The sequence below is a fragment of the Butyrivibrio sp. VCB2001 genome (assembly GCF_000423965.1).
Classification (GTDB): domain Bacteria; phylum Bacillota; class Clostridia; order Lachnospirales; family Lachnospiraceae; genus Butyrivibrio.
Genome location: NZ_AUIZ01000001.1, coordinates 603,464 through 629,305, shown reverse-complemented (window position 1 = coordinate 629,305; position 25,842 = coordinate 603,464). Strand labels below are relative to the sequence as shown.

General features: G+C 38.6%; 25 protein-coding genes. 21 read left to right on the top strand and 4 right to left on the bottom strand.

The genetic code is table 11. The features are described 5' to 3' along the window. Window positions 1–292, bottom strand: a 292-nt coding sequence (locus G589_RS0102785) for a DUF3847 domain-containing protein (protein ID WP_026521028.1), incomplete at its 3' end; no start/stop codon positions are given. Between the two features lie 428 nt (window positions 293–720). Between G589_RS0102785 and G589_RS20865 the strand changes: the two genes are divergently transcribed. The 4 genes from G589_RS20865 to G589_RS0102765 all read left to right on the top strand — a co-directional run bounded on the left by G589_RS20865 (window position 721) and on the right by G589_RS0102765 (window position 5,684). Next, on the top strand, window positions 721–1,563 hold the full coding sequence (locus G589_RS20865) for a helix-turn-helix domain-containing protein (RefSeq protein WP_051192132.1): 843 nt from the start codon (window positions 721–723) through the stop codon (window positions 1,561–1,563). Window positions 1,564–1,655: 92 nt separating this feature from the next. Further along, a complete protein-coding gene (locus tag G589_RS0102775) occupies window positions 1,656–2,255 on the top strand; it encodes a sigma-70 family RNA polymerase sigma factor (RefSeq protein WP_196811835.1) in 600 nt (199 codons plus the stop codon). A gap of 25 nt (window positions 2,256–2,280) precedes the next feature. Next, on the top strand, window positions 2,281–2,469 hold the full coding sequence (locus tag G589_RS0102770; RefSeq protein WP_026521026.1) for a hypothetical protein: 189 nt from the start codon (window positions 2,281–2,283) through the stop codon (window positions 2,467–2,469). 212 nt (window positions 2,470–2,681) lie between these two features. Further along, window positions 2,682–5,684, top strand: coding sequence for a GGDEF domain-containing protein (locus tag G589_RS0102765; protein ID WP_026521025.1), 3,003 nt, complete (start codon window positions 2,682–2,684; stop codon window positions 5,682–5,684). On the opposite strand, the gene G589_RS0102760 is transcribed toward G589_RS0102765, so the two are convergent. Continuing rightward, complete coding sequence (locus G589_RS0102760) at window positions 5,679–5,873, bottom strand: hypothetical protein (protein ID WP_196811834.1); 195 nt, start codon at window positions 5,871–5,873, stop codon at window positions 5,679–5,681. The two genes, G589_RS0102765 and G589_RS0102760, sit on opposite strands and share 6 nt — an antisense overlap. Window positions 5,874–6,150: 277 nt before the next feature. Next, entirely contained in the window at window positions 6,151–6,726 is a 576-nt protein-coding gene (locus G589_RS20860; protein WP_026521023.1) for a TetR/AcrR family transcriptional regulator, read from the bottom strand. A gap of 152 nt (window positions 6,727–6,878) precedes the next feature. On the opposite strand from G589_RS20860, the gene G589_RS0102750 reads away from it, so the two are divergent. From G589_RS0102750 to G589_RS0102725, 5 genes are all read left to right on the top strand, one after another. Beyond that, window positions 6,879–7,079 (top strand): hypothetical protein, encoded by a 201-nt coding sequence (locus G589_RS0102750; RefSeq protein WP_026521022.1) that lies wholly within the window; start codon window positions 6,879–6,881, stop codon window positions 7,077–7,079. Window positions 7,080–7,109: 30 nt separating this feature from the next. Further along, entirely contained in the window at window positions 7,110–7,709 is a 600-nt protein-coding gene (locus G589_RS0102745; RefSeq protein ID WP_155832487.1) for a hypothetical protein, read from the top strand. A 15-nt stretch (window positions 7,710–7,724) separates the two neighbouring features. After that, window positions 7,725–8,612, top strand: a complete 888-nt coding sequence (locus tag G589_RS0102740; RefSeq protein ID WP_026521020.1) for a DegV family protein — start codon at window positions 7,725–7,727, stop codon at window positions 8,610–8,612. Between the two features lie 124 nt (window positions 8,613–8,736). Continuing rightward, window positions 8,737–9,207: an EAL domain-containing protein gene (locus G589_RS0102730; RefSeq protein WP_026521019.1), complete on the top strand. Its 471-nt coding sequence runs from the start codon at window positions 8,737–8,739 to the stop codon at window positions 9,205–9,207. Further along, window positions 9,152–10,249, top strand: coding sequence for a methyl-accepting chemotaxis protein (locus G589_RS0102725; RefSeq protein ID WP_242826404.1), 1,098 nt, complete (start codon window positions 9,152–9,154; stop codon window positions 10,247–10,249). Before G589_RS0102730 ends, G589_RS0102725 begins: the two co-directional genes overlap by 56 nt. A gap of 14 nt (window positions 10,250–10,263) precedes the next feature. On the opposite strand, the gene G589_RS0102720 is transcribed toward G589_RS0102725, so the two are convergent. Then, entirely contained in the window at window positions 10,264–11,268 is a 1,005-nt protein-coding gene (locus G589_RS0102720; protein WP_026521017.1) for a LacI family DNA-binding transcriptional regulator, read from the bottom strand. Window positions 11,269–11,580: 312 nt separating this feature from the next. Between G589_RS0102720 and G589_RS0102715 the strand changes: the two genes are divergently transcribed. From G589_RS0102715 to G589_RS0102660, 12 genes are all read left to right on the top strand, one after another. Then, entirely contained in the window at window positions 11,581–12,939 is a 1,359-nt protein-coding gene (locus G589_RS0102715; protein WP_026521016.1) for an ABC transporter substrate-binding protein, read from the top strand. After that, window positions 12,939–13,811 (top strand): carbohydrate ABC transporter permease, encoded by an 873-nt coding sequence (locus G589_RS0102710; RefSeq protein WP_026521015.1) that lies wholly within the window; start codon window positions 12,939–12,941, stop codon window positions 13,809–13,811. Before G589_RS0102715 ends, G589_RS0102710 begins: the two co-directional genes overlap by 1 nt. Then, entirely contained in the window at window positions 13,808–14,650 is an 843-nt protein-coding gene (locus G589_RS0102705; RefSeq protein ID WP_026521014.1) for a carbohydrate ABC transporter permease, read from the top strand. The genes G589_RS0102710 and G589_RS0102705 overlap by 4 nt, the downstream gene beginning before the upstream one ends. Window positions 14,651–14,657: 7 nt before the next feature. After that, window positions 14,658–15,836, top strand: a complete 1,179-nt coding sequence (locus G589_RS0102700) for an AGE family epimerase/isomerase (protein WP_026521013.1) — start codon at window positions 14,658–14,660, stop codon at window positions 15,834–15,836. A gap of 4 nt (window positions 15,837–15,840) precedes the next feature. Further along, window positions 15,841–17,013, top strand: coding sequence for a glycoside hydrolase family 130 protein (locus G589_RS0102695; RefSeq protein ID WP_026521012.1), 1,173 nt, complete (start codon window positions 15,841–15,843; stop codon window positions 17,011–17,013). Between the two features lie 13 nt (window positions 17,014–17,026). Beyond that, window positions 17,027–18,049: a glycoside hydrolase family 130 protein gene (locus G589_RS0102690; RefSeq protein ID WP_026521011.1), complete on the top strand. Its 1,023-nt coding sequence runs from the start codon at window positions 17,027–17,029 to the stop codon at window positions 18,047–18,049. A 40-nt stretch (window positions 18,050–18,089) separates the two neighbouring features. After that, entirely contained in the window at window positions 18,090–19,136 is a 1,047-nt protein-coding gene (locus G589_RS0102685) for a GDSL-type esterase/lipase family protein (RefSeq protein WP_026521010.1), read from the top strand. Between the two features lie 8 nt (window positions 19,137–19,144). Beyond that, window positions 19,145–20,260, top strand: a complete 1,116-nt coding sequence (locus G589_RS0102680) for an SGNH/GDSL hydrolase family protein (protein ID WP_026521009.1) — start codon at window positions 19,145–19,147, stop codon at window positions 20,258–20,260. 12 nt (window positions 20,261–20,272) lie between these two features. Then, a complete protein-coding gene (locus tag G589_RS18630) occupies window positions 20,273–22,636 on the top strand; it encodes a GH1 family beta-glucosidase (protein ID WP_081668909.1) in 2,364 nt (787 codons plus the stop codon). Then, the gene (locus tag G589_RS0102670) at window positions 22,611–24,290 is read left to right on the top strand and encodes a phospho-sugar mutase (protein ID WP_026521008.1); all 1,680 of its coding nucleotides are present in this window, start codon (window positions 22,611–22,613) and stop codon (window positions 24,288–24,290) included. The genes G589_RS18630 and G589_RS0102670 overlap by 26 nt, the downstream gene beginning before the upstream one ends. Window positions 24,291–24,505: 215 nt before the next feature. Beyond that, window positions 24,506–24,724: a DapH/DapD/GlmU-related protein gene (locus G589_RS18625; RefSeq protein WP_330366643.1), complete on the top strand. Its 219-nt coding sequence runs from the start codon at window positions 24,506–24,508 to the stop codon at window positions 24,722–24,724. A 337-nt stretch (window positions 24,725–25,061) separates the two neighbouring features. After that, window positions 25,062–25,802, top strand: a complete 741-nt coding sequence (locus G589_RS0102660; RefSeq protein ID WP_026521007.1) for a transposase — start codon at window positions 25,062–25,064, stop codon at window positions 25,800–25,802. Window positions 25,803–25,842 lie beyond the last annotated feature (40 nt).

Here is a 25,842-nt window from a genome sequence, read left to right as displayed (position 1 = left end):
AAAAAAGAGCATCACAAAATTTCATGAACTGCTCTTTGTTAAGATCCGCTGTTTCAGGAATCAGATATTCAATGTGAGCGCCTTTGAAACATATACGGCTATTTCTGGCGGTACGTGCTTTTTTCTTGTCGGTTTCGATTTCATTTTCTACCTGAGTCACTCGGTGTCCTGACTGAGTTAATTTGACTTCGGCTTTTTCTTTCTGCGTAGTGATTTTGATTTTCTCATTTCTGAGTTTCTCAAGCTTTGGATTGGGATGAAGCTGTGCTAATAAACTTGGTTTGTCTGCCATAATAATTTACCTCTCTTTCTTTTGGCGACTTTTTGGTCACTTGCTTCGGCTCCTCAAATTTGAGGAGCAGTTTTGTTGATAGTTACTTATGCCTTTTCTTCTTGATTGCCTGCAATCCCGGAGCGATAGCGAACGCAATTTGGCGAAGCCGGGTAGACTTTTGCAGAGCAAAACGCACGTACCTCTGGAAGAGGTATAGAAGTGCGCCCTTGCTTTTTGGCAAGGGCTGAAAGACTTTGGGTTGCTGCGGAGCGGATTGTTTTATCTGCCTCTAATTAATTATTCGTGTGAAAAAGGTGTTAGGACTGATTTGCTATGCATTTGCATTTTTTGCTGGAATATCATGAGGACAAAATAAAGATTTAGTGCAAATTTGCATCAGTTATGATATGATTATCGGGAACGTTTGTTTGGAGGAGAAGGAAGATATGGGGGAATATTTACCTGGCAACTTGCAGGAAAGATTGCGAGAATTACGTGAAGCCAATGGCTTTAACAGTCGGAATAAGCTTGCGGATGAAATTGGAATTGATAGAACAACATATGGCAGAATCGAAAATGGTTCGACCAAGACTATAAGTAGTGACATCCTTATCAAGCTTTCTAAACTCTATGGGGTTCCCACAGATTACATTTTAGGAATATCGAATACACCGGAAGATACCAGATATGATATTGCAGAGCTTGGGCTGTCGGTTGAGGCTGCAAAGAATTTGTATTCGAAAAAAGTGGATCCTCGTGTTGTAAATGAACTTTTGATCAATGACAGATTTGCTGTGGCTGCTAAGTTGATGGCTGACTTTTTTTCCGGAGCTGTCACACAGATGCTTACGGCGCATAATGCTCTTTTGAATTTTTCAATGGACACGCTTAATGAACTCGTTGTATCGGGAAAGATTCCTAATGACAAAGATGTTGCTGAAACAAGGAAGAAACTTAAAGCTTCGAGAATCCAAACAAACAAATTTGAAATTGATAAGATACAAATGTACCTTATGAAAGCAGTTAAGGAGATTCAGGTAAAGGTTTCAAAGGAAATAGCTGAGAATAACAAAATCGATGAAACATTGTGCTACGAAATACTAAATGCTGTGAAAGAAGCATCAAAAGAAATACCTAATATGAAGGATTTGCCAATGGAGGAAAAGAAAAAAATCCTTAAGCAGGTTATCATGGATGGAATACAACTTAACCCTGATATGCCAGATATGGATGAGGAAAAAAGAAAAACTATTGTTGATGATGTATTTGATTTATTGGCTGGGACATGAATGACAGAAAACTGACAAAATCAGAGAGGAAAGATGAACATAATAAGGAACTCTGTAGTCTGGTAAAGCAAAATGATCCCCATGCACAAACCTTGCTTATTTTAGAAAACGAAGGTCTGATACTTCAGATAGCAAGAGAACTGGAAGCAATTCATGAGATTGATATAAATCACTATGGCGGTATTGAGCTGGAAGATATTCTCCAAGAAGGTTGTATTGCTATGATAGAAGCAGCCAGGAGCTTTGATCCTTCAACCGGAGTTAAGTTCATTACCTTTGCTTACAAAGTAATGCGTAATGCCATGAATGACCTGTGTAGAAAAGGTGATTCATCTTTTGAGCATAGACTTGCTTATGATGGGAATGCTCAGGTGTTTTTGGATGATGATCCCACAGATGAGGAAGGGGTCCCTGAACAGGAAAAGATACCTAGTGGAGAAATATCTGATCCTGTTGGTAATCTTGTGGTGAGGCGCCTTCGAAGCGAAAGGCTTTGGAACTTCTTTTGCGGACTGTCAGAAAGAGAACAGAAGATTCTTTCATTCAGATATGGGTTAATAGCATTTGAGGAAGAAAAATCAATTCCAGAGACCGCTAAGTATTTTCATCTTTCAAAGAACTACTTAAAGAGCATTGAGAAAAAGGCATTAGATAAATTAAGGCGTGAAATCCATGGCGATAAGTATTGTTGAATGTGTTTAATTAAGGAGATAATTGATGGAAAGCTATAAAAAACAGATGGAAATGGTGCTATATCATTCCGACGAAGGGGATGTATCTGTTGATGCATATATAATGGATGAAAGCCTGTGGATTACACAGAAATCCATGGCTGAATTATTTGGGGTTCAGAAACAATTCTACATGTCTTTGATTCTTTTTAGAAGGAGTCAGGCAGTAACGTGATTGGCTGTAAACTTGGATTTAGAAGATAAATATACATCGTGAACATGATAACCCTATTAGTTGAGAATAATCTGTTTTATAATAATTTTACGAAGGAAAAACTTAGATGTGATTATTTTCTTGGGCAGGAATAATTACAAAACTATCGATGTGATGCTCTGCAAGTATTATGATGCATCTATTTAGATACTAACTAATTATGGAGATAGTATATGCGATTAAACAAAATGTTCTTTTCCACAATACTAGCATTATGTTTAGTTTCCGGCATTTTTTCAATTAGATGCGACGCCGTTGAAACTAACTCAAATTTATCAGGTAATCTTAATGTGATTCTGAATATTTCATCAGAATCAATGCGCGCATATGTAACTTCTTTCGAGAAAAAGTATCCTAACATTTCGGTTTCTATTGAGTATTATTCTGACTATGAAAATGAAGTAAAAGATCGTATGGCTACAGGGGAATATGGAGATGTACTATTGATTCCTGGATATATGGGGAATGATGATATACCGCAATTTTTCCGCCCCCTTGGTGATATTTATGATTTGGCTGAAAAATACGATTATTTATCAGAAAGTAAGATAAACGGAGATAAAGTTTATGGGTTACCATCTTCTGTTTACATAAATGGTTTCATTTACAATAAGAGAATTTTTGAAGAGTCTGGAATTACTAGAATTCCTACTAATACAGAAGAATTTTTAAAAGATCTTAATCTTATAGATGAGAGAACATCTGCAATTCCATTTTATACTCAATACAATGATCCATGGGCTTTACTATATTGGGAAGTTTTCCCCTTTGTCGAAATGACTGGGGATTCTGACTATAAATTTAATCATTTTATATTCGAGAAAGAACCTTTTAAGAGGGATTCTACACATTACAATACATATTCTTTGTTGTATGAAATAGTCAATAGAAATTTGGCCGGAGACAACCCATTGGATACGGATTGGAATGATTCAAAAATCATGTTAAATACCGGTGAAATAGCATGTATGGTAATGGGTTCATGGGCAATAAAGGAGATAAAGGCTGCTGGACCTAATCCTGATGATGTTGCATTTATGCCTTTTCCGAATAATATAAATGGGCAACAGTATTCTACACTTGCCGGCAATTATTGTTATGGAATAAGTAAAAATTCTGCCAATCCTGAACTTGCTAAAGCTTTTATAGATTATATGCTAGACGAATCAGGTTATGCTATAGATAATGATTGTATTTCAATTCTTAAAGGTAATCCATACCCTGAGTCATATACTGATTTAAAGGATGTTACAATAATACCTAACACCCCGGCAACAGATGCACAATACAAATTATACAAGGACCTTTTAACTGGTGTTGATTTAGCAAATTCAATCGAAATACAAAATATAATTGCGGATGCTGCCAATAATTCAAATAAATCGTTTGATTCTATTATGGATGATTGGAACACAAGATGGGAAGCTTCAAGGCCTGAGGGAGAATATGCGGATTCGTACAACAATCAGGGATTATGGCAAAACTCTGCCCAGTTTACAGATAAGCAATATGAAGTAACATTTTCTGCATCAGAAATGGACTATATAAGAGATAATCCCAAAGTCACTGTTGGATATGTCGATACTACTATACCATTTGTTTTTTTAGATGATGACACTATAAAAGGACTGGCGCCGGAAATTACAAATATTATATCAAATGAAACCGGTATACAATTTGATTATATTTCTTATTCCAATCAGGCAGATTTGCAAATAGACATTATCAATGGAAACATCGATATGATGGCTTATGCACCTACAGAAATACAAGATATACAATTATCTCGTCCGTATTTAGGGAATACAGTAATACTTGTATATAACAATGATTTTGATAGGGACAATATAAGTGCCAATTCTGAGGTGGTAATTTCTGGAGAAGATTATAACTTCATATCTGATCCACATCAGCAGTATTATGCTGATACTGTAGAAGATGCACTTAATATGGTGTTTAATGGAGAAGCAGAGTACACTGTTATAAATTATTATTCTGCGAGTTTCTTTGTACCGTTTTATAGCAATAATGTCTTAAAAATGGAGCCGCTTAATTACTATGGTAATGTATCATTTGGCTTTTGCGAGGGAGTAGATTCTAGGTTAATTTCTATTTTTAATAAAATTTTGTATAAAATACCAGCAACAGATATGCAAATGCTATTACTCCAGAATATGAGAAAAAGCAATTATTCTATTAGTTTCAAGCAATATCTTGAAAATAATCCATTTGTTGCCAGTATGCTCATTTCTTTAATTGCTGCCTTAGTTGTCATAGCTACAGTAATAATTGCAATTATAACTATTAGGGGTCTGAGACGAAGGGCAAAGGAAATTCAGAAATACGAAAAATTATCAAACCTGATTGATGAATATATTTTTGAAATTGACTATAAAACAAGCTGCATTACATTTGATTCTAAATTCAAAGAGAAATTCAATCTTATTGAAAAATATGATTTTGAGAATCTGACCAATCCGTTCTTATTGTCTATACGTAGCCAGATTATTGAGTGTCAGCACAATAAATCAAATGTATCGGAGATATTTGATTATGACAATAATGGTAAGGCAGAGCACTATAAATTATTATTTTCGACTATAAATGAGCATGATTCTACAATTTATCTAATAGGTAAGATAGTTAGTGCCGAGGAGGATTTTAAGGAAAAAGAACTATTAACACATAAATCTCAAACAGACCCACTCACAGGTTTATACAACAGAGATGGATTGGAACATGAATTTAACAGAATTATTTCTCAGGATAAAGCTGTACCTACAGCTGTTATGATATTTGATCTTGATTCATTTAAGCAGGTAAATGATACCATGGGTCATGGTGGAGGAGATGAAGCGCTTAAACACATAAGCGCAGCACTTGCTAAATATAAAGATGATAACTGGATTCCGGCTCGTATAGGCGGAGATGAATTTGTTGTATATAGTTGTGGTTTGACAGAAACAGAACTCATTACAAGATTAGATGATATTATGTCTGATATAACTTCACAGATAATATATGAGAACAACAAATTTCACGTTACATCAAGCTGTGGAGTTATATATTCAGAATCAACACTTTTGCTGGAAGAAGGCATACAAGCTGCAGACAAACAACTGTACATTAAAAAAGCTAGTGGAAAAAATGGCTATAAAATAAACACACAGTCATAAATTTTGGCTGACCACTATTGCCGGAAGAAACGGAGTCGGCAAGACGCCCCTGTGCATGATCATTGTATCCATATCTGTGATCATGGAAGGAGTAGCACCTTTCTGAGGACCGTACACCACACCGCCATCGGCCAACGGGCGGACATCTACTTCCACTGCATTGTCGGCTCTTTTAAAACCCTCAGCCACAGCATAACCGGCCTCGATGGAGGCCATGCAGGAACTAAAGTTCACACCATAGGTAGCAGAAAAATATGTATAACAACCGATATAATTATATAGTATACCTTGGAGGGCGCAAGTTATCCGGTGGAGGAGGAACCAACTCGGCGATACATTGCCAGTAACCATGTAAACAATTCATAAACAAGGCACGATCAGCTACTCACCGCAATTATAGCTTTCAATCAATTAGGTTCTTTGATTCCGGGAAAAAGAATAACAACGGATTTATAATATATTCGGATTATAAATCATATAATTTACTTTTTAATATTTCTGTAAGCAGGCTCTTCACCTCGTTTTTTGTGTCTTGAAGGGAATGACCGCCTGCTTCCGCTTCACCGATATATGCCCATACTCCACCTGCAAGGAAAGCAGAGAATAGCTTCTCCGGATACCGGGGATTTATCTTTACAAGACTGGTCTCGATGTCCGCGACGAATTGTTTGATATAACGAAAATAAAAAAGCTGCATCTCAGGACTTAATGTGTGTGGGGTGAAACCTGTAGAGTCGAAGTATTTTTTCTCTGTTTCAAGTATGGAATCCACAATATTCATATGAGCCTGTATTACATCGTTTGCGGCATTATTTCTTGACTGAAGCAACTCATAATAGTTTAGGACTTCGCTTTTGATGTCGGTGGCGATGTCCTCGATCAGATCATATTTATCTTCATAATAGGTATAAAAAGTAATCCTGCTTGTGTATGCGTTCTCACAGATTTCCTTCACAGTGATCTTATTAAATGGTTTTTTCTTCATAAGTTCAAGCATGGTCGTTTTGATCATATGCTTAGTCTTTTCAATTCTTTTGTCCATTTATAAAAATCTCCTTACATATTTTGAAAAAAGTATATTTAACTATACTGATTCCCAAAAGTATCATTGTTAATTATTGTATAGGACGCTAATATACATCAATTGAGTTATTTTAACACATGTAAGGTAATTGTAAAGCGTCAGGAGGATTTATGTCCGGAAAGATTAAACACTCAGTAGAAAGAACAGCATTTGAAAAGGCAGTCAACTTCGGGATAGATAAAGGTGAACAGAATGAATGCCAAGGTTATGCGGAAATAGTAAATGCGATAGAACAGGTATTAAAGGATGTATGGCAACCGATGGCAGATTTGCTATGGGAAAAATCCTATTCCCCTGCCTCAAAGGGTTGACAGTGACGGACAAGCCAGATATGGAGGATCATGATGGAGTATTCTGATAAGAAAAGATATATGGACAGGCTTGCGCAGGTTGTTCGTATTATAACAGTACCACCTTTCATGGTGGCGATACTGCTTTGCTTCTTATATTTCCAAAGAGGTGATTCATTTGCTGCGTCAAATGACATAGGTATGGCCTTCGCAGGCTTGGTAGTGCTTCCCTTATTGTCATATCCGGCGTGGTCGGTTTTTGGAAATAAAAATTCTGATAAGCGAAAGGGACAGAGGCAGCTTGCCTTCATATTCAGTATTATCGGATATGTATGTTGTTTTATCTATAGCTTGAGATTTGGAACAGCAGCCATACGTGAAATATTTTACACCTATTTCTTTACGGTCATTCTGCTTGCATTGCTTAATAAGGTATTTCATGTTCGTGCAAGTGGTCATGCGGCCAGTTCTATATCTCCGGTTGTATTTTCGACTGCGTATCTTACACCGACAGTAACATTTTTATTCGGTGTTTTGTTTGCCGCCAGCGTGTGGGCATCCATTTACTTAAAAAGGCATAAATGGCAGGACATTTTGGCGGGAATATGTTCAATGATTGCTTCTTTTATACTTGCAAAACTTACGGTATGAAAATGGGAGGAGGCTATGAATGATTATGTATTAAGCTGTTGTTCCACAGCAGATCTTTCAAAGGAGCGATTTGTAGACAGGAATATACAGGTTATTTATTTTCACTTTATGATCGGAGATGAAGATTATCTGGATGACTGCGGAGAAAGCGTCCCTCCCAAGGAATTATTTGACCGAATGGACGCAGGAGAAGTTACAAAGACTTCACAGGTTACAGTAGAGGAATACTCTACCTTCTTTGAAGAATTTCTAAAAGAGGGGAGGGATATCCTGCATATTTCTCTATCCAGCGGTATTTCAGGAAGTTATAATTCAGCCGTTTATGCAAAAAAAGAGCTTGAGGAGAAATATCCCGAAAGAAAAATATTTATAGTGGACTCTCTTGGCGCTTCCAGCGGATATGGTCTTATCATGGAAACTCTGGCAGATATGCGCGATGGGGGAATGAAAATAGATTCGTTATATAAATGGATCGAGGCCAATAAGCTATGTATGCATCATTGGTTCTTCTCAACAGACTTAACCTACTATATTCGAGGCGGAAGAATATCGAAAGCTGCCGGAATGATTGGAACCGTACTTAATGTATGTCCTTTATTAAATATGGACAGTAATGGCGTGCTTACTCCACGGGAGAAGCTAAGAGGAAAGAAGAAAACCATGAAGCGAACCGTGGAAATGATGCGTATTCATGCGACCGATCATGAGATGTATTCCGGCAAATGCTATTTGTGCCATTCGATCTGTTATGAAGAAGCAAATGAACTCGCTGCTATGATAGAAAAGGAATTTCCTAAACTACATGGAAGGGTTCAAATCTGGAATATTGGAGCTACAATCGGAAGCCATACAGGTCCCGGAACAATTTCTATTTTTTTCTGGGGCGATAAGAGGGAAGAATGATATATTTTGATGATCTGCCGCTTGATAAAGATATTTTGGTAGCGCTAGGTGAACTCAGAATTAACTACGTTTTCAGCCTATCTTTCAAGCAGACGGTAAAACAATTTTTGCAAGGGAAGCCTTGATGAGACCGGTAGATATGTCGGTCATGGAATTGATTGAAAAATACACCAAGGAAGACAAACTTCATGTTTTGGAGATAGCTACATTTTTTGGTGCTATGCAGGAATATGTATTACGAGGTTATACAGAGCATATCTGTTTAAACTCATTTCCTTCTGAGTATTTTACTATGGCTGAAGCGAAGGCATTTTCTGATTACTATGGAGATCTTAGGGGACTAGGGATTATTGAGATTTTGGAGTATCCTTACATATCAAAACATGCCTGCAATTTGAAACGAAAGGCAACTAAAGCCCAGAGGCTGAAAATTGCGGTTGATGATTTTGGAGATGGTCTTAGTGATATGGACTTGGTAAATCTAATGTCACCGGATATTGTCAAATTGGATATGAGCTTAATATCCAATATAGACAAAGATGAGAAAAACCCTTACAGGAGGAAAGGATTATTCATCCGACTCACTAAATATTGAAGGGTTGCCATATTATGGTTATTACAGCCCTTTGACAAATGGTGACGGAAAGATCATGGGCATGGTATTTACTGGCCGGGAAAGTGCTGACGTGTCAGCAGCAATAACAAGAAATGTTGTTACCATGATATTTATTGCAGTTATAGCAGTTACAGCTATCGCTGGCGCAGGAATAGTGATTGCTCTTAAGACATCAAAACAGATGAGTGCCATTGCGGCTCTTATAGGAAATATGGCTGAAGGAAGACTTTCGAATGAAGTTGATAAAGCCATGAAGCAGAGAAATGATGAAATCGGAGCTATTGCGGAAAGTGCAAAGACTTTGAATGACACTTTGAGTAAAATAGTTGGAAACATAAGGACATCAGCTTCAGAAGTATCTAGCGCATCTCTTTCAAGCTTGCAGGAGTCTTCAGGTGAAATGACAGCTAAGATTGATGAGATATCAGTAACAATCCAAAGAACGCAGGAAGCGGTTGATACGATTTCTGAAAAGGTTGAAGGTATCACAAATATCGCAACCCAGACCAATCTGTTATCTCTCAATGCCTCTATTGAGGCTGCAAGAGCAGGTGATGCGGGAAAAGGTTTTGCAGTAGTAGCGCAGGAGATTGGAAAGCTGGCAGAAGATTCGAAGGTCATGGCTGATGATATCAAGAAACAGATGGAACAGCTTCTTGAGCAGGCCAAAGCAGCAGTTGTTGCAGCAAAGGATGTTAAGAATGCAAATCTTGAACAGCAGGCTTCTCTTGGTGATACCATTCAGAGTATCAATGGAATGATAAGTGATATAAATGAAACTGTAGGTGGAGTCCAGACAATCAGTAGTGGAGCAGAAAGATGCGATACATCAAAGAACGCAGTGGAAGATGCTATGAGCGCTCTCTCGGCAATTTCGGAGGAAAACGCAGCATCATCACAAGAAACTGGCGCATCAATGCAGGAACTATCTGCGACTGTTACAACACTTGCCGGATCTGCAAATGGGCTAAAAGAGATTGCAGGCAGGTTAAATAGGGATATTGAGTTCTTTAAATACTAATAGAGTATAACCAATCATACCCTGCTCTTTACGGAATCTCTTACTATTAGTTTTCCGTTTGTAACTCTCCGGCCGTAGCGAATTCCGGGATTATTGATCTTGCTAACTATCATGTCATATGCTTGCTTGACCATATCTTCCATGTTTACACGAATTGTGGTGAGCTGTGGAATACAAAGGGTTGAATAGATATAGTCATCATATCCGACAACTGCTATGTCTTCTGGTAAGGTGAAGCCAAGTTCCTTGAGTTGTTGAACAAGAAAGTAAGCTATATTGTCACAATTGCATACAAATGCATCAGGAGTATTCTTTGGGAGCGTTAAGGGTATAAATTTGCCATCTCCACCGCGGTCTTCGATTACGTTTTCAGGTTTGACGGGAAGATTGTTTTCAATAAGTGCTTTCATATAGCCTAAATATCTGTCGCAAATACTGCTGGTGGCCTTGATGGAACCGACGAATGCAATATTTTTGTATCCGTTGCGGATCAGATACGAGGTTAGCAGGTAGCTGCCATACATGTTGTCAGAGACAACGCTGTCTATATCATGATTTGCACTGTAAAAGTCCATAAAAATATATGGAACAGGACAATTCTTAAGCATTTTAATATAAGCTGTGCTAAGCTGGCCTAATATGATCATACCGTCTACAGAATGATTGGTGATCATATTAGGAAATATTAGATTGTTTTCGTTATCTTCATTGAGAATTTCCACGATGCAAGTGTCATTGTGCTGAGCTGTTTCCTGCAAAATACCAGTATTAAGTTGGGAATAGAAAGCATTTTCAGAGATATACCTGGATGCAATAAGTACACCTATGTTATGTTTTTGATCTTCAGTTTCTTTATTTATATTACTCTTATATACGTAGCCCATCTCATCAGCTTTTTGTCTGATAATTTCCCGCATTTTATCGCTGACGCCTTCTTTATCTGACAGTGCTTTAGAGACTGATACTGCACTGATACCTAAAGCTTCTGCAATGGTTCTTAAAGTAACTTCTTTTGCCATACTATACTCCTGTCTATAATTCTTCATCTAACATACTAGCTAATTATTCTGATTTAGTAAAGTAAAATTTGGTTTACAAGGTGATATAAGGTATGGTGACAGAATAATGCCAAGCTTATTCTATTAATAAAGCATAAAACAGAGGGACAATAATTATGCAAAGTGACAAAATAATAAATTGTTGTAAAGTAATATTGACACAGGAATTAACAAAATGTATATTGATAACATAAACATATTAAGTAACAAATATTCAACAAAATCTAAAATGTTACTTAACAAAGGGAGTTACAAAATAATGGAGGAAAAGTTATGCAAAAGAAATCGTTAACAAAACTGATGTGTGTATTTATGACAGCTGCAATGCTTACAGGATGTGGAAGCTCACAAGTTGGATCAGATACTCAGACTGAGACAGCTGAAGTGGCAGAAACAACCACCGGAGCAGCTGATCAGGGAGAAAGCAATGAGGAAATCACTGGAACAATTACAGTTCTGACTAACAGAACTGATCTTGTTGATTCCAAATTCGCAGATTATGCAAAGGCGTTCCAGGATAAGTACCCGGGAACAGAGGTAAAGTTTGAAGCTATCACAGATTATGAAGGTGATGTGGCCATAAGACTTCAGACTGAGGAATATGGCGATGTGCTATCGATCCCTAATTCACTGGGTAATGTCGATTTCCCTAATTTCTTCGAGCCACTTGGAACTGTAGATGAACTTAAGGATAAATATAAGGAACAGTTCCTTTATGCCAAATACTATGATGGCGAGGTTTATGGTCTGGCGTCAACAATCAATGCACAGGGAATTGTGTATAACAAGCGTATCTGGGCAGAAGCCGGTGTTGAGAAACTACCGACAACTCCTGAGGAGTTCCTTGATGATTTAGCACTTATTAAAGAAAACACTGATGCGATTCCTTACTATACGAATGCAGCAGCCGGGTGGCCTCTTACACAGTGGCAGGATCACTGTTGGGGATCAGTTACAGGAGATGCAGATTATCATAACAATGTAATGCCCAGGGAGGAAAATCCTTTCAGCGAGGGAAAATCCTGCTATGTTGTGCATAAACTCCTTTACGATGTGATCAGCAATAAGCTCTGTGAGGAGGATCCAATCACATCAGATTGGGAAAGCTCAAAGGTGATGATCAATAATGGCGAAATAGCAACAATGACCCTTGGATCATGGGCTATTCAGCAGTGCATGGATGCCGGCGAGCATGCTGAAGATATTGGATACATGCCATTCCCCTACAATATCGATGGAAAGCAGTATGCAACAGCTGGATCAGATTACTGCTATGCTATCAACTCACATTCTGAGAACAAGGCTACTGCTCGTGCGTGGATTGATTTCATGATCAATGAATCAGGATTTGCGCTTTCTGAGGGAGGTATCTCACTTGTGAATGATTCAGAAATGCCTTCAACATTAAAAGATTTCGCTAACATCACTCTCGTATCTGACAATCCGGCTACAGCGGAGAATGAAGGACTCTTTGATCTGATAAATAATGATTCTGAGATTGCACTTTATGCTGATACAGAGAAGATGAGAATTGTTGAAGCGGCACTTGGTACATCATCCGAGACATTTGATGACATCATGAATGATTGGAATGCAAGATGGACTGAAGCACAGGAAGAGGATATTGAATAATGAATAATCAGAAGCTCAAAAAGACAGCAGTGGCTGTGATCTTTTTGGCAGTTCCCATAATTTTGTTATTGCTTTTCACCTATGTACCGTTCTTTGATATGGTCAGATATAGTTTCTTCAAATGGAATGGTACAAGCCCCACCATGAAGTTTATAGGCCTTAAAAACTATATACAGATTTTTACCAGAATTGAATATCTTACGGTATTTAAGACAAGCATTTACTACTTTGTGGGATCGATTGTTCAGATTGTAGTTGCTCTGTATTTTGCGGTAGTTCTTACCGCAAAAATACGGGGTGCTTCATTCTTCAAGGGCGTAATATTTTTTCCTTATCTGATAAATGGTGTGGCGATCGGATTTATATTCATGTATTTCTTCAGACAGGCAGGAACACTGGATACAATCCTGATGGCTCTTGGGGTACCACAGAGCAAGATACCTCTTTGGCTGGGCAATCCACGGATAATTAACTACTCGTTGACAGGCGTATCAGTATGGCGCTATCTGGGACAGAACATGGTTATGTTCATAGGAGCAATCCAGTCAATAAATGGGGACCTCTATGAGGCTGCAGCTATTGATGGTGCTAACAGATGGCAGCAGTTTAAGTACATAACATTTCCGGGAATAAAGCTGATCATCAGTCTTAATCTGATTCTTGCGGTAAAAGGTGCAATATCGGTATTTGAAATTCCCAAGATCATGACGGATGGTGCTAATGGATCATCTACATTCGTCCTTAAGACCCTGGACACTGCTTTTACTATCCATAAGGTTGGTCTTGCATCTGCTATGGGTGTTGTACTGCTGATATTTATCATGATTGTGACATTTATTCAGAAGCGATTCTTTGAAGGAGATGAGAAATGATGAGGAATGATTATAAAGGAAAAATAGTTACTGCATTTGTGTACCTGTCATTGATCATTGCTTCTCTGATAGCTGTTGTGCCAATCGTTGTTGTTGTGTTGGCATCATTTAAAACATCAAGCGAACTAGGAACTACAGGGGTGCTGGAGTTACCAAAGAGTTTCATGAATTTTGAGAATTACAAGATTGCATTTGTGGACGGCAAGATGCTTTTAGGTTTCAGGAACACAATAATTATTCTTGTTCTATCCCTGGCGGCTACTGTGCTTACAGGTACGATGACTGCCTATGTGCTTCACAGGTTTAAATTCAAAGGTAAAGATCTGATATGTAATCTCTTTTTGATTGCATCACTCATTCCGTCAATAACCATGCAGATGTCGGTATTCCAGATCATTGTAAAACTCAATTTGTTTAACACATTGTTTTCTACAGTGATTCTTTATGCGGGTACGGATATAATCTCAATTTACATATTTTTGCAGTTCATGGATAATATACCGCTTTCTCTTGATGAAGCTGCGATTATGGATGGTGCCGGTCATATAAAGATCTTCACGACTGTTATATTGCCACTGTTAAAGCCTGCAATTGTGACAGTGGTAATCCTCAAGGGCGTAGTTTTTTACAACGAATTCTATACGCCATATTTATACATGCCCAAGACTGAACTGGCTGTCATATCTACAGCGTTGTTCAGATTTAAAGGTCCATATGGAACAAAGTGGGAAGTGATATGTGCAGGAGTAATAATAACTTTGCTTCCGGCTTTGATAATGTTTTTGGTTATGCAGAAAAAGATATACAGCGGATTAACGTCAGGTGCAGTTAAGGAATAAAAAGAAAATGTTAGTTGATGAAATGAAAGAAGAATTAGAAAGCCATATCATACCATTTTGGATGTCGCTCAAGGATGATATTAACGGTGGATATTATGGCTACATGGATTATGATTTAAAACTTTATATGGAGCACTCTAAGGGTGTAATTTTGAATAGCAGGATAACCTGGTTTTTTGCAAATGCATATATGCGACTTAAGGATGAAAAGCTACTTTCATGTGCAAGACATGGATATGAGTTTTTGAGAGATAAGTGCATTGACAGGCAATTTGGTGGTGTCTACTGGGAGATGGATCATAAGGGTAATCCTATAGATACAACTAAACATACATACAATCAGGCGTTTGCTATATATGCTCTATGTGCTTATTACGAAGCGTCCGGCGATGAAAGGGCGCTTGAAATCGCAACTGAGATTTATGACCTTATTGAGGAGAAGTGTACTGATGAATACGGATACCTTGAAGCATTCACGGTAGACTTCAGACCGCAGTCAAATGAAAAGCTTTCTGAGAATGGTGTTATGGCGGCAAAAACAATGAACACTCTCCTTCATGTTCTTGAAGGATATACACAGCTTTACAAGGTGAGCGGAGCTAAAAAGGTTGAAGAGAGCATTCGTCGGATTTTAAACATATTTGAAACAAAAGTATACAACCCTACATTGAAACGGCAGGAAGTGTTTTTTGATAATGAATACAATTCTATCATTGACCTTCATTCTTACGGTCATGATATTGAGACAGCCTGGCTTGTGGACAGGACTCTTGAGATTTTAGATGATCCTGAATTAAAAAAAAGATTAGCTGAAATAACCAGGGAATTGACCAAGCAGACTTATAAAGTGGCTTTTGATGGAAACTCTTTTGCTAATGAATGTGAAAAAGGTGTCGTTGATACAAACAGGGTCTGGTGGGTCCAGGCAGAGGCTGTAGTTGGTTTTATCAACGGCTGGCAGGCTACCGGCAAATCTGAATACATGGAAGCTGCAATGTCTATCTGGAAATTCATCAAAGATAAGATTATTGACAAAAGAGATGGTTCTGAATGGTTCTGGGTAGTAGATAAAGATGGAAAACCGATTGGAGGAGAGCCAATTGTAGAACCGTGGAAGTGTCCGTATCACAATGGCAGGATGTGTTTTGAAGTGATGGACAGACTAAAGAATGACAACAGAGGTTAAATCAATGCATGAAAGATATTATATCGAAAAAGAAAAGCAGGAAAAGCTTTTAAATAGAAAAAATGTAAGATCAGATTTTTACAATGGGATTTATGACCGCTATGACTATCCGGTTTTGACCAGAGAGCATATTCCGCTCACTTGGAGATATGATCTTAATCCTGATACGAACCCGTACTTTATGGAACGGCTTGGAATAAATGCAGTCATGAATTCAGGAGCCATTTATCTGAATGGAAAGTATTATCTTGTAGCCCGCATAGAGGGCAATGACAGAAAATCGTTCTTTGGCGTGGCTGAAAGTGACAATGGAACCTGTGGGTTTAAGTTCTGGGATTATCCGATTCTTCTTGATGATGTATGTCCGGAAGAAACCAATGTCTATGATATGAGACTCACTCAGCATGAGGACGGATATATTTATGGCGTGTTCTGCTCTGAGAGCAAAGATACATCTGTTAACGATCTGTCTGCAGCAGTTGCAGCTGCAGGAATTGTCCGCACAAAGGACTTAAAGCACTGGGAGAGGCTTGACAATCTTAAAACTCTAAGAAGTCCACAGCAGAGGAATGTGGTTCTTCATCCGGAATTTGTCGATGGGAAGTATGCATTTTATACACGTCCAATGGATGATTTCATTGATACAGGAAGTGGAAGCGGCATCGGGTTTGGGCTCTGTGATGATATCACTCACGCTGTTATTGATGAAGAAAAAATGACAAGCATCAGAAAGTATCACACGATCACTGAAGCTAAGAACGGTGCCGGAGCAACACCGATAAAGACTGATAAGTGCTGGCTTCATATTGCCCATGGTGTAAGGAACACGGCAGCAGGTCTTCGATATGTAATCTATGCTTTTGCAACAGATTTAAGGGATCCGGCAAAGGTCATTGCCGAACCGTCTGGACTGCTTATTGGACCAAGAGGAGAAGAGCGTGTTGGAGATGTATCAAATGTAGTATTTACAAATGGTGCAATAGTTAATGAAAAGAATGAACTTTACATTTACTATGCTTCAAGTGATACGAGAGTACATGTAGCAACAACTACCATCGATAAAATGCTTGATTATGTGTTCAACACCCCTAAGGATCCGCTGCGTTCGGTTGAGTGTGTTGCGCAAAGATGCGATTTAATCAGAAAAAACTTAGAGTTTTTGCAGAATGAGAAATAAAGGAGAGTAATTCATGGGAAAATATACAATGATCAGCCCTGAAGTGGCCAATATACCCTGGCAGGAGAAACCGGCTAATCTGGTCGGAGCTCCAATCTGGAGATATGATGATAATCCTATCATAGGACGTAACCCGCTTGAGGGAGTTACAAGAATTTTTAACAGTGCTGTTATGCCATATGGAGGCGAATTTATCGGAGTCTTCAGGGGCGAGCAGGTGAATGGTATTCCATATATTTACTTGGGACACAGTAAAGATGCTATTCACTGGAGTTTCGAACCTGAAAAAATACCATTTGAAGATGAGGAAGGAAATCCTTTTATGCCGAAGTATGCTTACGATCCTCGTCTTGTAAAAGTTGAGGATACATACTACATCATCTGGTGTCAGGATTTTTACGGAGCTGCAATTGGCATTGCAAAGACGACAGATTTCAAGAAATTTGTCAGACTTGAGAATCCATTTATTCCTTTTAACAGAAATGCGGTTTTGTTCCCGAGAAAGATAAATGGCAACTATGTAATGCTTTCACGCCCTTCAGATAGTGGACATACACCTTTTGGAGACATTTTCTTAAGCGAAAGTCCTGACATGGTGTACTGGGGAAAACACAGACATGTCATGGGCAAAGGCTCAGAGTGGTGGGAGTCAGTAAAGATAGGCGGAGGTGCAGCTCCAATTGAAACTTCCGAAGGATGGCTGCTCTTTTATCATGGAGTTACCGGAACCTGCAATGGTTATGTCTATTCAATCGGCGGAGCAATCCTTGATATTGATAACCCTTCTAAGGTTAAGTACCGCTGCGAGAATTTCCTGCTTACTCCGGAACAGTGGTATGAGGAACGCGGATTTGTTCCAAATGTATGCTTCCCCTGTGCAACAATCCATGATTCTAAGAGCGGGAAGATTGCGCTTTACTACGGCGCTGCGGATAGCTATGTGGGCCTGGCTTTTACAAATCTTGATGAGATCATTGATTATATTAAGGAGCATAGCGTCGTAACCAAGGAGGATACAGAGATCGGGATCAGATAATTGACAATAGTTAAGAGAGCATAAAGGGAAGGTAATTATAGTGTTTATTAAGTTTGATAACGAGTTCCTTGAATACAGTGGAAGGATCGATCATGAGCCTGATAAAACTATATTTATCTTCCCTTGTTCGTATGTAAAAATTCGTATATACGGAAGGAATATTACAGCTGTTGTAGATAATAAAAACAATTATTGGGACAACTACATAGGTGTTTTTGTTGATGGAAAAGAGATCAAACATAAGCTTTCAAATGAAGGGGGAATACAGAAAATCATTCTTGTTGATGATGTGGGACCCAAAGAACATGAGGTAATGCTATTTAAGAGACAGGATAGTTGTCATGAGCTAGGATTCTATGGTTTTGAGGTAGATGATACCGCTGAGCTGTTATCGCTTCCACCTAAGGAGAGTAGAAAAATAGAAGTCTATGGAGATAGCGTCTCTGCAGGAGAGGTTTCAGAGGCTGAAGGCTATGAAGGAAAGCATGATCCCCAGTGGCATCAGGGCGAGCTTTCAAATAGTTATTACTCCTATGCATGGCTAACTGCAAGAAAGCTAAATGCCCAGATACATGATGTAGCACAAGGGGGTATTGCTCTATTAGATAATACTGGCTGGTTTAATGAGCCTGATTATTTAGGCATGGAATCAGTGTATGACAAGGTTAGATATAATCCTGCTTTTGGTGAACATACAAAATGGGATTTCAAAAAGTATACACCTGATGTTGTGGTAGTTGCCATCGGACAAAACGACAGTCATCCAACAGATTATATGGCAGATTCTTACAGTTGTGAGAAAGCCAATGAATGGAGAGATAGCTATAAAGCATTCATCTTAAAGCTGAGAGATATATACCCTGATGCCAATATTGTTCTGATAACAACAATTTTACAGCATAACGTGAATTGGGATAATTCAATTCATCAAGTATGGCAGGAACTATCAGATCCTAAGGTACATCATTTCTTGTTTAAGCAAAATGGTGTAGGGACGCCCGGTCATATACGTAAATCCGAAGCAGAACAGATGGCTGATGAATTATCGCAGTTTATAAATGGACTTGATATAGAGGCTTGGAGGTAGGAAGAGATATGAAAGAGTTTATCGATTACAAAGCTGCTATTTGTAATAGAGGTAATTTGTATAGAGTTAAACAGGTTATGAAGAGAGCGGTAAATGGAGAGGCACTTACCGTAGGTTTTATAGGTGGTTCTATAACCCAAGGTTCTCTTGCTACAAATGAATACAATTGTTATGCATATAAGGTTTTTAGCTGGTGGAAGGAAAATTTCCAGTCTGCTGATTTCAAATATGTCAATGCTGGAATTGGAGGTACAACATCTCATTTTGCAGCAGCTAGAGTAGATAGTGACTTGTTAAGTCATGCGCCAGATGTAGTTTTTGTTGAGTTCTCTGTAAATGACGAGAGTGATGAGCATTTCTTAGAGACTTACGAGGGTCTTGTTAGACATATTTATCAGTCACAAACAGCACCTGCAGTTATTCTAATCAGTAATGTATTTTATGATACTGGTGCAAATGCTCAGCTTCAGCATTCAAGGGTGGCTAGACATTATCAGCTACCACTTATCAGCATGCAGAGTTCTATATATCCAGCTGTCAGAGATGGAAAAATAGAAGCTAGTGATATCACACCTGATAATCTCCATCCAAATGATATGGGACATGAGCTCGTTGCATCTGTGGTTAATTACTTTTTGGATAGAACCATGCAGGAGATTCTTATTGGGGAGCAGCAGGCATTTAATGAAAATAACTTTCCGGAATCAATAACCGCTAATACTTATGAGACTGCAATTAGGATTAATAGCAGAAATGTCCAGGCAATAATTCAGGGATTTCGTGTAGATAATAGTCTTCAGGAGGATGTTACTGATTGCTTTAAGAATGGTTGGTTGGCCGAGAATGATGAAGCATCAATCTCGATTCAGGAGGAATGTTCTGGTATAGCTGTTCAATATCGTAAATACGTAGAAGGTTGTGCACCAAAAGCACATGTTATGGTGGATGGCAAAGAGGTAGCTCTATTGGACGGAAATTTTGATGAGACCTGGGGAGATAAGCTAGAGCTTACTATAGTGTTAGAGCACGCTGATTATAAAAAACACAGTATTGAAATAAAACTTGAATGTAAAGAGGATATAACAAATCCATTTAATTTGGTTTCTATTATTTTGGCTAGATAAGGAAGTGTAGATATGTTTAGAAAAGACTTTGTATGGGGTGTGGCTTCTAGCGCATACCAAATAGAGGGAACTGATCCAAATGATGGCAGAGGTGAGATGATTTGGGATGATTTCTTAGGTGAAGGAAAGGGCTATGCTAATCAAACAGCAGAAGTGTCCTGTGATCACATGCATCGTTATAAAGAAGACTATGCACTAATGAAAAACATGGGAATAAAGGCATATCGTTTTTCTATTAACTGGTCGAGAATTCTTCCAGACGGAACAGGCAGAGTAAATCAAAAAGCCATAGAAATGTATAGAGATATGATTCTTACAATGAAGGCTGACGGAATTGAGCCATATATCACATTGTTTCATTGGGAATTTCCTAAAAAGCTTTATCACAAAGGTGGTTGGCTTAATGATGAGGTTGTGGAATGGTTTGGAGAGTATGCAAAAGTTGTTGCTGAGAACTTCTCAGATATCTGCAGCAATTTCATCACCTTTAATGAGCCACAATGTGTTGTTCTTTTAGGACATATGACAGGCGAACACGCTCCAGGAATTAAGGTCTCAATTAAAGATTCTTTTCGCATAGCTCACAATCTTTTGAAGTCTCATGGTCAGGCAGTTATAAATCTCAGAAGATATTCAAAACAGGATATTAAAATCGGTTTTGCTCCAACAGGGGGAGTAGCTTACCCATATTCAGATTCTCCTGAGGATATAGAAGCCGCAAAAAAAGTATATTTTGGATTCGAAAATCCTATTGAGCGATGGGCGTGGAATGTTTCATGGTTCTCTGATCCAGTTTTTCTGGGGCATTATCCAGAGGAAGGATTAGAGAAATATAAAGAATATCTTTCAGAGATAACAGATGAAGATATGGAGCTTATTCACCAACCATTGGATTTCATGGGTCAGAATATATATAACGGATATTATATTCGAGCTGGGGAAAATGGTAAGCCTGAGTATGTTGAGCGAGAAGTGGGAAGCCCAGTCACTGCTATGGATTGGCCTATTACACCTAGAGCATTTTATTACGGTATAAAGTTTCTTACAGAGCGGTATCCATATCCCTTATTTATAACTGAAAATGGAATGGCTTGTCATGACAGTATATCCATAGATGGACGTGTGCACGACTTTAATCGTATCACTTTTCTTGATGAGTATATCAGTGAAATGCAGAAGGCTATTTTAGATGGCGCAGATGTAAGGGGATATTTTTGTTGGACATTCCTAGATAACCTTGAGTGGGAAAAGGGATTTAAAGAGCGTTTTGGTCTAGTATATGTGGATTATCATAATCAGCGTCGTATAGTTAAGGACTCGGGTTACTGGTACAAGAAGCTGATAGAAACAAATGGTGAAAGCTTATCCGTAAATACGATAAATAAGGAAATATTATTTTTGGAGCCAGTATGCACACATAATATTTGGGGTGGCAGCAAGCTTCATGAAGATTTTGGATACAAAGAGGAAGGTTCAGATGTGGGCGAGTGCTGGGGAATCTCAGCCCATCCTAACGGAGACGGCCAGACTAAGTATGGTAACTTTGAGGGATGGAAGCTTTCTGAATTATGGGAAAAGCATCCTGAGATATTTGGAAACTTGGATGTAGATAGATTCCCTCTTCTTGTAAAGCTTATAGATGCTAGAGATGATCTTAGTATCCAGGTGCACCCTGATGATAAATATGCTGCAGTTCATGAAAATGGCAGCTTTGGTAAGACAGAGTGCTGGTATGTTCTCGATTGTCCAGAGGATGCAAGCCTTGTGATTGGCCATAATGCAAAAACAAAAGAAGAGCTTGAAAATATGATAGCTGAAGGCCGTTGGGATGATTTGATTAGAGAAGTACCTGTTAAAAAGGGTGATTTTATTCAGATTGATCCAGGCACCGTTCATGCTATTAAGGGCGGATTTCTTATTCTCGAGACACAGCAAAATAGTGATATTACATATCGAGTTTACGATTATGACAGACTTTCAAATGGAAAACCTCGTGAGCTTCATATCAAGCAAAGCGAAGATGTTATTACAGTTCCGGCTAAGGACCCAGAAAAGTGTGTGATTCATACAGCAAACTCAATTACTAACGAGCTTGTTCCACTGTATAGCTGTGATTTGTACAGCGTGTTCTATTTAAATCTTGATGGTGAGATTTCCTTCAGACAGAAATATCCATTCCTAAATATGACAGTAACAGATGGCAGTGGAATTATTAACGGACAGCCTATTTCTAAGGGGGATAATTTCATCATTCCAAATGATTTTGGAAGAGTGGAAATAACAGGACAGCTTAAGGCGGTATTATCAACGGCAGATAGAGTAAAGGAAAAAGATAATGAGCAGGGATTATATGTTAACTTACAGCGAGTGGTGTGATAAGGCTGCAGCTGATAAAGATTTAGTAGAAGAATTAAAGGCAATGGCTGGAGATGAGGTAAGAATTGAGGATGCTTTTTACCGTAATCTTGTCTTTGGAACTGGAGGTCTACGTGGTGTAATCGGCGCAGGTACAAACAGAATGAATATATACACTGTTGCTAAGGCCTCTCAAGGACTTGCAAATTACGTAAATACGATTTTTCAGGAGAAAGATAGAAAAATAGCTATAAGCTATGATTCCAGAATTAAGGCGGATTTGTTTGCCAAGGTTGCAGCAGGTGTATTTGCGGCAAGTGGAATTAAGGTGTTTATATACAAAGAGCTTATGCCAACACCATGCTTGTCGTTTGCTGTAAGAGAGCTTAAATGTGCTGCGGGCATTATGGTGACCGCCTCTCATAATCCCGCAAAATACAATGGTTATAAGGTGTATGGAGCAGATGGATGTCAGATTACTACTGAGGCAGCAACAACTATTTTAGACGAGATTGAAAAGGTAGATATTTTTGAAGATGTTAGAAATGTGGATTTTGAAGCTGCATTACAGGCTGGTAGTGTGGAATATATTTCTGAAAACGTATATACGAAGTTCATTAATGAAGTTTTGGGACAGAGTTTAATTTCAGAAGATGATGAGATCGATAAGAATGTTGCGATTGTATATTCCCCTCTAAATGGTACTGGGCGAGCTCCAGTAACCAGAGCACTTAAGGAGGCTGGATATTCTAATATCACACTCGTAAAAGAACAAGAAATGCCTGATGGCAATTTCCCAACCTGCTCATATCCTAATCCTGAGATAAAGGAAGCAATGGCGCTTGGCATGGAATATGCCAAGAAATGTAATGCAGACTTGCTGATAGCTACGGACCCAGATTGCGACAGAGTAGGTATTGCAGTTAAAGATTCAGAAGGAGAGTACGTTCTTCTTACTGGTAATCAGACAGGATGTCTGCTCCTAGATTATGTTTGCTCGATGCGTGTGAAAAATGGAACAATGCCTGCAGATGCTGAGGTTGTAAAGACTATAGTTACCACAGATTTAGGAGAACAGATTGCCAAAAGTTATGGCGTTAAAACTGTTAATGTCCTCACAGGCTTTAAATTCATAGGTGAGGAAATTGGTCGTCTTGAAAAGCAGGGTAAAGCCGACTCGTATATTTTTGGATTTGAAGAAAGCTATGGTTATCTCAGCGGATCATATGTACGTGATAAAGATGCTGTGGATGGTGCATTCCTTATTTGTGAGATGTTTGCATATTATAAGACAAGAGGAATAAGTCTGCTTGATAAGCTTGATGAGCTATATAAAAAGTATGGTTATTGTCTTAATAGCCTCCATTCATATGAGTTTGAAGGTTCGGCGGGCCTTGAAAAGATGAATGGAATTATGGTTGCTATGAGACAGAACACGAGTGAAATCGGAGGACTTGAGGTTGTTCAGGTCAATGATTACGCTAACGGGATTGATGGACTGCCAAAATCTGATGTAATTAAATTTTATCTTGAAAAAAAATGCTCAGTAGTAGTAAGGCCATCAGGAACAGAGCCAAAGATGAAGATGTATGTTTCAGTAAGTGCCGGTGACAAGGTGGAAGCTGAGAATATTGAGAAAAGAATAGTTTCATTTATGGAACAGAAATTTAAATAGAAGCATAAGAGAATTAAGGGGGCCTGAGGACGGTGTGCAGTATATGATGTGGAGTTCATTGTAAAGGGTATTGAGTACAACTATGATGTAAGGATATCTGATGGAGCCATCATTGACGTTGATACTGATGTAGAAGATGTGAACCTGCTATGATGACGCTTTGCATGATAGGGCCAGGCACGCTGATAACTACAGTGGGACATCCACTGTCTCCAATGAAAAGAAGAAACCACGCTGGAATAGCAAAACCCGTAAAAATCGGAGATGATGTGTGGATTGGAGGCAACTGTACAATTCTTCCGGGAGTCACAATTGGCAACAATGTGGTAATCGCAGCCGGTGCGGTTGTTACTAAAGATGTACCAGATAACTGTGTTGTTTGCGGAGTGCCTGCGCGAGTTATAAAATTTATAGAAGATGATGTGGAACGTTAATCCCGAAGATATGATGAGGGGTTCCCTAAAGGGTTCCCTTTCGGGAGACGGTGTCAGAACCTCCTTTCTTACTGACTTTGCGGGCTGGCAGAAATGTTCAAGTCCCATCTTCCGCACTGTAAAGGATCAACTCGAAAGAGTTGGTCCTTTTTCTTTTCCCCGGGTGAGTCACCGGGAGTCAATGGGGACGGTTCTCTTTGACTCCCTCTTTACAAAAAGATTTGTTGGTGATAACCTTTCATTAATCTAAAATATCTTGCCCCTTCTCAGGGGACATTAAGCAATGGTTTTTGCTTAATTATTTTCCATTTTAAATATGTTTTTGGGAGGTGAATTTATGCCCCGTAGACCACGGCGTATGAGCGAATCCGGGTACATGCATGTCATTGTACGTGGAGTTGGCAAACAAATTTTATTTGAAGATAGTATGGATTTTAAGCATTTTTTGAAAAGACTTGAACAGTATAGCCTTGAGACGGAAGTGAAAATATGTGCTTATTGTCTTATGGAAAATCATGTTCATTTATTGGTGCATGGTGAATCAAATTCGTTAGCTCTTTTAATGAAAAAGATAGGTGTGAGTTATTCGGGCTATTATAATAAAAAATATGATAGGGTAGGACACCTTTTCCAAGATAGATACCTGAGTGAGCCTGTTGAGACAGAGAATTATTTAATGACAGTATTCAGATATATTTTGAAAAATCCACAGAAAGCAGGGATATGCCATGCGGCTGAGTATAGATGGAGTAGTTATGGACTATATGATAATCCGCCGGAATTTATGGATTTAACGCTGATAAAGGCTCTGATAGGAGATTGTAAGCAATACTCTGAATTTGTTAATATTGGTACAGAAGATCAATGCTTGGAATTTGATACAAAGCGTGATGATGAATGGGCAGAAAAAGAGCTTAAGGCATGTCTGAAGATCTCGTCAGGAACCAAATTGAAAGCATATAGCATAGAAGATAGGAATGCATCGTTGGTAAAGTTGAAAAGGCATGGATTAACAGTGCGTCAAATTGAGAGACTTACGGGAATAAATCGTAATATTATACAGAAGGCTGGAAAGTAAAGGAGTCAAAGAGAACCGTCCCCGGTGACTCCCCAAAAGG

What these genes read in the sequence shown, in the direction of transcription:
- G589_RS20865 (WP_051192132.1), top strand. Translation starts at nt 721, where the DNA reads ATGGGGGAATATTTACCTGGCAACTTGCAGGAAAGATTGCGAGAATTA.
- G589_RS0102770 (WP_026521026.1), top strand. Translation starts at nt 2,281, where the DNA reads ATGGAAAGCTATAAAAAACAGATGGAAATGGTGCTATATCATTCCGAC.
- G589_RS0102765 (WP_026521025.1), top strand. Translation starts at nt 2,682, where the DNA reads ATGCGATTAAACAAAATGTTCTTTTCCACAATACTAGCATTATGTTTA.
- G589_RS20860 (WP_026521023.1), bottom strand. Translation starts at nt 6,726, where the DNA reads ATGGACAAAAGAATTGAAAAGACTAAGCATATGATCAAAACGACCATG.
- G589_RS0102750 (WP_026521022.1), top strand. Translation starts at nt 6,879, where the DNA reads ATGTCCGGAAAGATTAAACACTCAGTAGAAAGAACAGCATTTGAAAAG.
- G589_RS0102745 (WP_155832487.1), top strand. Translation starts at nt 7,110, where the DNA reads ATGATGGAGTATTCTGATAAGAAAAGATATATGGACAGGCTTGCGCAG.
- G589_RS0102740 (WP_026521020.1), top strand. Translation starts at nt 7,725, where the DNA reads ATGAATGATTATGTATTAAGCTGTTGTTCCACAGCAGATCTTTCAAAG.
- G589_RS0102730 (WP_026521019.1), top strand. Translation starts at nt 8,737, where the DNA reads ATGAGACCGGTAGATATGTCGGTCATGGAATTGATTGAAAAATACACC.
- G589_RS0102725 (WP_242826404.1), top strand. Translation starts at nt 9,152, where the DNA reads ATGAGAAAAACCCTTACAGGAGGAAAGGATTATTCATCCGACTCACTA.
- G589_RS0102720 (WP_026521017.1), bottom strand. Translation starts at nt 11,268, where the DNA reads ATGGCAAAAGAAGTTACTTTAAGAACCATTGCAGAAGCTTTAGGTATC.
- G589_RS0102715 (WP_026521016.1), top strand. Translation starts at nt 11,581, where the DNA reads ATGCAAAAGAAATCGTTAACAAAACTGATGTGTGTATTTATGACAGCT.
- G589_RS0102710 (WP_026521015.1), top strand. Translation starts at nt 12,939, where the DNA reads ATGAATAATCAGAAGCTCAAAAAGACAGCAGTGGCTGTGATCTTTTTG.
- G589_RS0102705 (WP_026521014.1), top strand. Translation starts at nt 13,808, where the DNA reads ATGATGAGGAATGATTATAAAGGAAAAATAGTTACTGCATTTGTGTAC.
- G589_RS0102700 (WP_026521013.1), top strand. Translation starts at nt 14,658, where the DNA reads ATGTTAGTTGATGAAATGAAAGAAGAATTAGAAAGCCATATCATACCA.
- G589_RS0102695 (WP_026521012.1), top strand. Translation starts at nt 15,841, where the DNA reads ATGCATGAAAGATATTATATCGAAAAAGAAAAGCAGGAAAAGCTTTTA.
- G589_RS0102690 (WP_026521011.1), top strand. Translation starts at nt 17,027, where the DNA reads ATGGGAAAATATACAATGATCAGCCCTGAAGTGGCCAATATACCCTGG.
- G589_RS0102680 (WP_026521009.1), top strand. Translation starts at nt 19,145, where the DNA reads ATGAAAGAGTTTATCGATTACAAAGCTGCTATTTGTAATAGAGGTAAT.
- G589_RS18630 (WP_081668909.1), top strand. Translation starts at nt 20,273, where the DNA reads ATGTTTAGAAAAGACTTTGTATGGGGTGTGGCTTCTAGCGCATACCAA.
- G589_RS0102670 (WP_026521008.1), top strand. Translation starts at nt 22,611, where the DNA reads ATGTTAACTTACAGCGAGTGGTGTGATAAGGCTGCAGCTGATAAAGAT.
- G589_RS18625 (WP_330366643.1), top strand. Translation starts at nt 24,506, where the DNA reads ATGAAAAGAAGAAACCACGCTGGAATAGCAAAACCCGTAAAAATCGGA.
- G589_RS0102660 (WP_026521007.1), top strand. Translation starts at nt 25,062, where the DNA reads ATGCCCCGTAGACCACGGCGTATGAGCGAATCCGGGTACATGCATGTC.